The following is a 4200-nucleotide window of genomic DNA, read 5'->3' on the forward strand; positions in this document are numbered from 1 at the left end:
CCGCGTGCTGGGCATCCGCCTCAGCCTGCGGGTGACCGGGCTGGGGCCGCCGGGCCGGTGACCTCCCCTAGCGTCGCCGGCCCGGCATCTTCGGTGGTCTCTACGCCGCTTCGGCGTACGCCTCCAGGCCACGGGCGCACTGATGGCGGTCTGGGCCGGTGGGTCACGTCCGCTTGCTCCTATGTCAAGCGTCGGTGAGGAGTGCCCGGTGTCGGCGCTCAAGTAATTCGGCTCTGACGCAGACTTGATGATCGAGCGGCGTGGATCATAGCGTTTGTCGCTTGTGGATGATGTGTCTGTTCTCTTTCCTCACCTCTCACGAGTGGCTGTAGATCGAGTTCAGCCTGAGGGCGAGGGCCTGCTGGTGCAGGCGGCGTCGACGGCCGAGGTGGCAAGCTGCCCGGGATGCCAGACCGTGTCGGGGAGGGTGCACAGCAGGTATGTGCGCCGCTTGTCGGATGCCGCGGTGGCTATGCGGCCTGCGCGGCTGGTGGTGAAGGTGCGCAGGTTCTTCTGCGACAACCGGTCGTGCAGCCGGAAGGTGTTCTGCGAGAGTCTCGGGTTCGCCGATCGGCATGCGCGAAGGACTCGGCTTGCCGGTGACGGGCTCACGTCGGTGGCGCTGGCGTTGGGCGGCCGGGCCGGAGCGAGATTGGGCCGCGCCTTGGGCATCAGGTGCAGTCCGTCGACGCTGCTGCGGGCGATCCGGCGGATCCCGGAGCCCTCCGTGGTGACGCCGCGGGTACTGGGCGTGGACGATTTCGCGCTGCGCCGCGGCTATGTGTATGCCACGGTACTGGTCGACATCCAGACGGGCAGGCCGGTCGAGGTGCTGCCCGACCGCACCGCGGACACGCTGGGCACGTGGCTGGCTGCCCATCCCGGAGTCGAGATCGTTTGCCGGGATGGCAGCACGGCGTATGCCGGTGGCGCGACGGCGGGTGCTCCGAACGCGGTGCAGGTCAGTGATCGGTGGCACCTGTGGCGGAATCTGTGCCTGGCGGTGGACAAGTGCGTGGCGCGTCACCGTGACAGCCTGCAGGAACCGGCGCTGGTCGAGGCAGCACCGACGGGGCAGCCGGCCCAGGTGCCGCCACCTCGGGAGTCACGCCTGGCGATCCGGACCCGCAACCGCTATGCCCAGGTCCAGGAACTACTGGCAGAGGGCGCCTCCCGGTCGGCGATTGAAGCCGGACCCGCATACCGTCCGCCGGTTCGCCGATGCGGCCTGCGTGGAGGAGCTGCTGACCAGGACCACCCGACAAAGCGTGCTCGACGAGTTCAAGCCGTATCTCTGCCGACGCTGGAACGAGGGCTGCACCGACGCCGAGGCGCTGTTCCGCGAGATCGTAGCGCAGGGCTTCCGCGGCAGCGTCAAGACGGTCCGCCGGTTCCTGCAGCCCTATCGGGCGGGGTTGCCCATGCCGACGTCGGTGCCGGCGGTGATCAAGGCAAGGCAGGCGGCCGCCTGGATCGTCACCGACCCGGACAACCTCAAACCCGAACACCGCGACGAGCTGCAACGGCTCCTCGACCGCAGCCCGGCGCTGGCCGTGGTCTCCGGACACGTGCGCGAGTTCGCCAAGATGGTGAAGAACCTCACCGGCCACGACCTCGGGCAGTGGATCACCAGTGTTCTGGCCGACGACCTGCCCGGCCTGCACTCGTTCGTCGCCGGACTGCAGCGCGACCTCGACGCCGTCACTGCGGGGCTGACGCTGCCGTGGAACTCAGGGCCGGTGGAAGGGCACGTGAACCGCATCAAGATGATCAAACGGCAGATGTACGGTCGCGCCGGTTTCGACCTGTTGCGCAAGCGCGTGCTGCACGCGCGCTGATCCCGCCGTGGTGTGACAGCCCGCTGACGGGCGCCGTCGTTAGGGTGGTGGCATGGCGCGCAGACACCGCAACGACCCCCGGCCAGGAGACGAGGACTTCGTCCCGCTCACCGACACCGAACGCCGCGCCCACGCCGACGTGCTGTCGCGTTCCCACGCCGGTCACGGCTGCGCCGAACAGGCCGCCGGCCTGTGCCAGGCCGGCGAGTACTACGCGATCGTCGGCGAACACGACCTGGCCGAGCAGATGTTCCGCGACGCACTTGACATCGAAGACGCCGAACCGGGTGCCCCGCAGGCCGCCTACGCCTCGTTCCTGCTAGACCGGCACCGGCACGCCGAAGCCCTGGCCATGATCGCCGAAGCCCGCAAGCTCCAACCCGACGACCCTGACGTGTTCCTTGTCATCGGTGAAGCCCTCGCTGAACACGACTACCCCCAACAGGCCGCCCGCTGGTTCACCGCCGGCCTGGTCGCCCATCTCGGACAGCTCACCGATCTCATCATCGACGACCTGCGCGAAGACTTCGACACAGAGTTCCTGTCCCGCGGCCGCTACCGGGCATGCCAGGCCCTCAACCTCCCCGAAGACCACATCGACGCCCTGGTGCAGGAACTACAGCAGCACAACGCCGCCACAGCCGACGTTCATTAGCGCCCGTCGATCATCAAGTCTGCGTCAGAGCCGAATTACGTGAGCGCTGACACCCGGAACACGACGTCGGAGAGGCGGCGTTTGAGTTCCCTATGTCAAGTCCTGTTCGCGGGGCGAGGGGGTCTGTGCAGTTAACGGTGTAAGCCGGTTGGTGAGGACTACTTGCGGTTTGCGGATAGGCGTCCTTCGAAGGTGATCTCGAAGGCGTTCAGGGCGGGTTTCCAGCGGGTGACCCAGCGTTTGCGGGCTTGGCCGGTCGGGTCCAGGGCCATCACGGCGGGGTAGACGCACTTGAGTGCGGCTGCCTCGTTCGGGAAGTGGCCCCGGGCCCGCACCGCGCGGCGGATGCGGGCGTTGCCGGACTCGATCGCATTCGTCGAGCAGACGACCTTGCGGATCTCGGTGTCGAAGGCCAGGAACGGTACGAACTCGGCCCAGGCCTGGTCCCACAGCCTGACGATCGCGGGATAGCGGGTGCCCCAGGCCTGGGCGAACTCGTCGAACCGTTGCCTGGCGGCGGGTTCGGTGGGTGCGGTGTAGACCGGCCGCAGTGCGGCGGCGATGTGCTGCCAGTGCTGGCGTCCGGCGTAGCGGAACGAGGCCCGTAGCAGGTGGATGACGCAGGTCTGCACGACGGCCTGGGGCCAGGTCGCCTCGACCGCGTCTGGCAGGCCTTTCAGCCCGTCGCAGACGACCATGCACACGTCGGCGACGCCGCGGTTGCGCAGTTCGGTGAGCACGTGCAGCCAGAACTTGGCTCCCTCGCCGCCGTCACCGGCCCACAGCCCGAGGATGTCGCGGGTGCCCTCGACCGTCACCGCGAGGGCGAGGTAGACCGGCCGGTTGGCGACCTTGCCATCACGCAGCTTGGCTCTGTCGCCGATCTTGTGAGGCGTCCATGTGATCATGGTCCTGGTGTGATTTGTGGACGCCCGAGGTCGTGCTTCCTCATCTTGAGGGTGTTGCCGTTGAACAGGTCGAGCGCTTTGACAGCTTGCTGCTGGTGACTGGACGGTCGGAGGTCGCCGAAGGGTTGTGCCCGAAGTGCGGGTCAGCGTCGTCGAGGGTGCACGGCCGCTACCGCCGGACGGTGCGTGATCTGCCGGTCGGTGGCGGGCGACTGGTTCTGCAACTGCAGGTGAGGCGGTTCCGGTGCGCCAACGACCGCTGCCCGACGGTGACGTTCGTTGAGCAGGTGCCGGGCGTGACCCGGGCCCACGGCCGCTATACCGCGGCGGCGGAGACGCTGCTGGGCGCAGTAGGGCTCGCACTTGCCGGTCGGGCCGGCGCCCGGTTGGCCGCGAGGCTGGGCCTTGGTGCTGGCCGGGACACGCTGCTTCGCCGGATCAGGGCCCTGCCGGAACAGCCGGTCGGGACCGTGGAGGTGCTGGGGGTGGATGACTTCGCGTTCCGGCGTGGGCACCGCTACGGCACGGTCATGGTGGACCTGTCCACTCACCGGCCGGTAGACATGATCGACGGGCGTGACGGCGAGACCTTCGCGACGTGGCTGCGCGCTCACCCGGGCACGCAGGTCATTTGCCGCGACCGGGCCGGCGGCTATGCCGAAGGCGCACGCACGGGCGCGCCGTCTGCGATCGAGGTCGCCGATCGTTTCCACCTGTGGCAGAACCTTGGTCAGGCCGTGGAGAAGACCGTGAACACTCTCCGGGTCAACCTCGCCGCGCCGGTCCCGGCCGCGGCGCC

The 4200-nt window shown here is 68.5% G+C and carries 3 protein-coding genes and 2 pseudogenes; 4 read left to right on the forward strand and 1 reads right to left on the reverse strand.

Features of this window, described 5'->3' with window-relative positions:
- Nucleotides 1–415 precede the first annotated feature (415 nt).
- The 3 genes and pseudogenes from AB0J67_RS39580 to AB0J67_RS39590 all read left to right on the forward strand — a co-directional run.
- A pseudogene (locus tag AB0J67_RS39580) lies at nt 416–1267 on the forward strand (ISL3 family transposase); the annotation flags it as partial.
- 154 nt (nt 1268–1421) lie between these two features.
- Nucleotides 1422–1838, forward strand: coding sequence for a transposase (locus AB0J67_RS39585; RefSeq protein ID WP_363490718.1), 417 nt, complete (start codon nt 1422–1424; stop codon nt 1836–1838).
- Between the two features lie 52 nt (nt 1839–1890).
- Nucleotides 1891–2493: a hypothetical protein gene (locus AB0J67_RS39590; protein ID WP_363490716.1), complete on the forward strand. Its 603-nt coding sequence runs from the start codon at nt 1891–1893 to the stop codon at nt 2491–2493.
- A 158-nt stretch (nt 2494–2651) separates the two neighbouring features.
- Here the strand turns inward: AB0J67_RS39590 and AB0J67_RS39595 are convergent.
- Nucleotides 2652–3362: pseudogene (locus AB0J67_RS39595) on the reverse strand (IS256 family transposase); the annotation flags it as partial.
- 197 nt (nt 3363–3559) lie between these two features.
- Between AB0J67_RS39595 and AB0J67_RS39600 the strand changes: the two are divergent.
- Nucleotides 3560–4200, forward strand: a 641-nt coding sequence (locus AB0J67_RS39600; protein WP_363490720.1) for an ISL3 family transposase, incomplete at its 3' end; no start/stop codon positions are given.

Source organism: Catellatospora sp. NPDC049609 (assembly GCF_040675365.1).
Classification (GTDB): domain Bacteria; phylum Actinomycetota; class Actinomycetes; order Mycobacteriales; family Micromonosporaceae; genus Catellatospora.